Origin of the sequence: Streptomyces niveiscabiei (assembly GCF_001419795.1) — a bacterium.
GTDB lineage: Bacteria > Actinomycetota > Actinomycetes > Streptomycetales > Streptomycetaceae > Streptomyces > Streptomyces niveiscabiei.
On sequence record NZ_LIRL01001038.1, the window covers coordinates 1 to 4,074 of the forward strand.

The following is a 4,074-nucleotide window of genomic DNA, read 5'->3' on the forward strand; positions in this document are numbered from 1 at the left end:
CGCGAGACACCCCCGCGCGCTGGTGTGTCTCGCGCGCCCACTCCGCGCACCGTGCCGCCACGGGGCAGCGGCGGCACACGCGGCGGGCCGCCTCCACCTGGTCGGCGCCGGGGCCGTTGAGGCTGATGGGGAAGAACAGGTCCGGGTCGGCGGCGTCGGCGCAGGCCGCGTCGCGCTGCCAGTCCATCCGGTTGTGCCCGCCGGTCTCGACGTACCGTGCTCCGGGCTTGGCCCTCATGGGGTCGGCCCTCCTAACAGATCGTGCCGGACAGATACAGATCGCCACAGATACAGATCGTCACGGGTGCGGCTTCCCCTGCCGGTCCCCGCCATTCGTCCCCCCGGTTCTCCCCCGCGCCCACAGCGGCAGCAGCAGCCAGCACACCCCGAGCCACCCGGCCGCCGGCACGGTCAGCCACGCGGCGAGCGTGTCGTCGACGACCGCGCGCAGGACGAGCAGCAGGGCGGTCGTCATCGTGCCGAGCAGCAGGAACAGGCCGAGGACGGTGAGCCGGGCCGCCCAGTCCACGGTCTGCGGCTTGACCTGCCGGCCGGTGAGGATGCGGTGCAGGGCGACGGGCCCGATGAGCGCGCCGGTGGTGGCCGCAGCGAGGACGACCGTCACGACGTACAGCGCGCGGTCGGTGTCGGAGACGTCCGCGAACCTCGGCTGGAAGACGACGGCGAGCAGGAACGCGAAGAGGACCTGGACGCCGGTGAGGGCGACCCGCACTTCCTGGAGCAGGTCGTTCCAGCGCCGGTCGGCCCGCTCCTCGGGGGTTTCCCGGCGGCCGTTGCCGGTGCGCGGCTCAGAGTCCTCGCTCATCTGAAGCCCTTCAGGAGACACGTCAGGAGACAACGGCCCGCCCCGTCAGCAGCATCACCGTCGCCGCGATCGCCTCCGCGTCGATCCCGGCGGCCCGCACCTGTTCTTCGAGTGTCGCCGACCCCGGCATGTCCCGCACCGCGAGCCGGACCAGCCTGGGCTGGGGGCGTCCGTCGGCGAAGGCGGCGGCGACGGCGTCACCGAGGCCGCCCTCGGGCCGGTGGTCCTCGACGGTCAGCAGGCACCCGGTGGCCTCGGCAGCCGCCCGGAGCGCGACCTCGTCGACGGGTTTCACGGAGTACAGGTCGATCACCCGCACCGGAATCCCGACGGACTCCAGCAACTCCGCCGCGCGCAGGGCCTCGTGGACGGTCGTCCCCGCGCCGACGACGGTCACCCGGTCGTCGGGCCCGGACCGCAGCACCTTGGACCCGCCGACGGGGAACTCCTCGCCGGGCCCGTAGATCACCGGCATCGGGGAGCGGCAGGTCCGCAGGTAGCCGATGTGGGTCAGGTCGGCCATCTCCCGCACCAGGTACGCGGTCTGGTTCGCGTCGCAGGGGTGCAGGACGGTCGAGCCGTGCACGGCGCGCATCATCGCCAGGTCTTCGAGGCCCATCTGGGAGGGCCCGTCCTCGCCGATGGAGACGCCCGCGTGCGAGCCGCAGAGCTGGATGGCGAGCCCGCTGACGGCGGCCATGCGGATGAAGTCGTGGGCCCGGGTGAGGAACGCGGCGAACGAGACCGCGTACGGCAGATAGCCGCGCGCCCGGAGCCCGACGGCCCCGGCGACGAGTTGCTGCTCGGCGATGTAGCACTCGAAGTACCGCTCGGGGTGGGCCTCCCCGAACACGCCCGCCTTGGTGGAGTCGCCGACCTCGCCGTCGAGGACGACGACGTCGCCGCGTTCGGAGCCGAGCGCGGCGAGGGCGTCCCCGAACGCGGCGCGCGTGGCGACCTGCTCGCCCACCTCGTAGCGGGGCCGGGACACCTGCTCGGGCTTGGGCCGCTCGGGGCGCCGGCTCCCGACGGGCAGGGCGACCCCGACCCGCGCGGACCGCACCCCGCCGAGTTCCTCGATGGCCCGCTCGGCGTCGGGCAGCGGCTTCCCGTGGTGCCCTTCCTGGTCCTCGACCCCGGCGACGCCCTTGCCCTTGAGGGTGCGGGCCAGAACTGCCGTGGGCCGCCCTTCGGTCGAGGCCGCCTCGCGGTACGCGGCGTCGACGGCGGCGACGTCGTGCCCGTCCACGGCGACCGTGTGCCAGCCGAACGCGGCGAGCCGCGCGGCGTACGCGTCGAGGTCCCAGCCGAGGCGGGTCGGGCCGCGCTGGCCGAGGCGGTTGACGTCGACGATCAGGGTCAGGTTGTCGAGGTGCTCGTGCCCGGCGTGCTCGACGGCCTCCCACACCGAGCCCTCCGCCAGCTCGCTGTCCCCGCACAACACCCAGATCCGGTACGGGAGTTGGTCGAGGCGCTGACCGGCGAGGGCCATGCCGACGCCGACCGGCAGGCCCTGGCCGAGGGAGCCCGTCGCGACGTCGACCCACGGCAGGCGCGGGGTCGGGTGACCCTCGAGTCGGCTGCCTTTGCGGCGGAAGGTGAGGAGTTCGGCCTCGTCCACCACCCCGGCCGCCCGGTACAGCGCGTACAGCAGGGGTGAGGCGTGGCCCTTGGAGAGGATCAGCCGGTCGTTGCCGGGGTGCGCGGGGTGCGCGAAGTCGTAGCGCAGGTGGTGGGCGAGCAGGACCGCGCCGAGATCCGCCGCCGACATCGACGAGGTCGGGTGTCCCGAGCCCGCCGCCTGCGCGGCGCGTACCGCGTCCACCCTCAACTGCTGTCCCAGTTCGGCCAGTTCGTCGTACCGCATGCGAAGTCCTCACTCGTACGTGTGCGGGCCGCGGTCGTCCACGACCGGGGTCGTCGGGGGGACGATCACCCGCCTGCGGCGCGCGATGCTCGCGAAGGTGAATGTGCCGATCACGCCGACCGCCATGAGGATCACGCCGATCAGGTCGAGGTTGGCTCCTTCCACGTCCCAGTCCGTCGCGAACGTGAGGATCGCTCCCACGGCGATCAGGCCGAGGCACCCTCCCAGTCCCATGAGTCCTGCTCCTTCCCTCCGGCACGCATCACCGGATCGGGGCCGGGTACCCGCCAGGCGGCCACCGACACCGAGGAGTGGATCCCCGTGAACATCGCCTTCCTGACGGCCCCCGAGGGCACCGAGCAGATCGAGCTGACCGAGCCGTGGCAGGCGGTGCTGGCGACGGGGGACCGGCCGTCCCTGCTGTCGACGCGGCCCGGGACCGTCCAGGCGTTCCACCATCTCGACCGGGGCGACCTGTTCCCGGTGGACGGCACGGTCGCCGAGGCGGACCCTGGGGAGTACGGGGCGCTCGTGCTGCCCGGCGGGGTCGCGAACCCCGACGCGCTGCGGCTCGACGCGGACGCCGTCGCGTTCACCCGGTCGTTCTTCGAGGCGGGCAAGCCGGTCGCCGCGATCTGTCACGCGCCGTGGCTGCTGGTCGAGGCGGACGTGCTCGACGGGCGTGTCCTAACGTCCTGGCCGAGCCTGCGCACCGACATCCGCAACGCGGGCGGTACCTGGGTCGACGTACCCGTGCAGGTCTGCGACCACGGGACGAATCTGCTGGTCACCAGCCGCAAGCCGGATGATCTGCCGGAGTTCACGCACACGTTCACCGAGGTCTTCGCCAAGGTCTGATCTCTGCGAGGAGGGTTCCCATGCCCCGAGGATCGAGCAAGAAACGGGAACGGCAGTACGAGCACATCAAGGAGTCCGCGAAGAAGCGCGGCGAGTCCACCGCACGCGCCGAGGAGATCGCCGCGCGGACCGTCAACAAGGAGCGGGCGCGGGCCGGGGAGTCGAAGACGGCCAGCCGTACGTCGCTGAAGGATCCCAAGTCGGCCTCGCAGCGCGGCGGGCAGCGGTCGCACCAGGGGGCCGGCGGGCCCACCAAGGACCAGCTGTACGAGGAGGCGCGCAAGCGGGGGATCGAGGGGAGGTCGGGGATGAACAAGGCGGAGCTGGCCCGGGCGCTGGGGAGGTAGCAGACACAGAGGTGGGTGGGGCGGTCATGCCGTCCCACCCACCTTCCGCGTCGGCTGTCAGTCCTTGCCGCGGCCCGTCAGGGCGTCCCTGATGCGGTCCACCAGACCCGCGCCGGGGGCCAGGAGCTTGTTCGCCGGCGGGGTGTCCGGCGCCGAGGGGTGCGGGCGGGTGGGTG

Annotated in this window: 6 protein-coding genes and 1 pseudogene; 2 read left to right on the plus strand and 5 right to left on the minus strand. The window is 72.9% G+C overall.

The genetic code is table 11. The features are described 5' to 3' along the window. The 4 genes from AOK24_RS39265 to AOK24_RS39280 form a co-directional block, all read right to left on the minus strand. Window positions 1-238, minus strand: a 238-nt coding sequence (locus AOK24_RS39265) for a WhiB family transcriptional regulator (RefSeq protein ID WP_240554337.1), incomplete at its 3' end; no start/stop codon positions are given. Between the two features lie 60 nt (window positions 239-298). Further along, complete coding sequence (locus tag AOK24_RS39270) at window positions 299-826, minus strand: DUF6328 family protein (RefSeq protein ID WP_055724709.1); 528 nt, start codon at window positions 824-826, stop codon at window positions 299-301. Between the two features lie 22 nt (window positions 827-848). Continuing rightward, the gene (locus AOK24_RS39275; RefSeq protein ID WP_055724710.1) at window positions 849-2,693 is read right to left on the minus strand and encodes a transketolase; all 1,845 of its coding nucleotides are present in this window, start codon (window positions 2,691-2,693) and stop codon (window positions 849-851) included. Between the two features lie 9 nt (window positions 2,694-2,702). Then, entirely contained in the window at window positions 2,703-2,927 is a 225-nt protein-coding gene (locus AOK24_RS39280; protein ID WP_055724711.1) for a DUF6458 family protein, read from the minus strand. An 87-nt stretch (window positions 2,928-3,014) separates the two neighbouring features. Here AOK24_RS39280 and AOK24_RS39285 point away from each other — a divergent pair, with 87 nt between their 5' ends. Together AOK24_RS39285 and AOK24_RS39290 are read left to right on the plus strand one after the other, a co-directional pair. After that, window positions 3,015-3,551, plus strand: coding sequence for a type 1 glutamine amidotransferase domain-containing protein (locus AOK24_RS39285; protein WP_055724712.1), 537 nt, complete (start codon window positions 3,015-3,017; stop codon window positions 3,549-3,551). Window positions 3,552-3,571: 20 nt separating this feature from the next. Next, window positions 3,572-3,898, plus strand: coding sequence for a hypothetical protein (locus AOK24_RS39290; protein ID WP_055724713.1), 327 nt, complete (start codon window positions 3,572-3,574; stop codon window positions 3,896-3,898). A gap of 57 nt (window positions 3,899-3,955) precedes the next feature. On the opposite strand, the pseudogene AOK24_RS51755 reads toward AOK24_RS39290, so the two are convergent. Beyond that, window positions 3,956-4,074, minus strand: a pseudogene (locus AOK24_RS51755) (hemerythrin domain-containing protein); the annotation flags it as partial.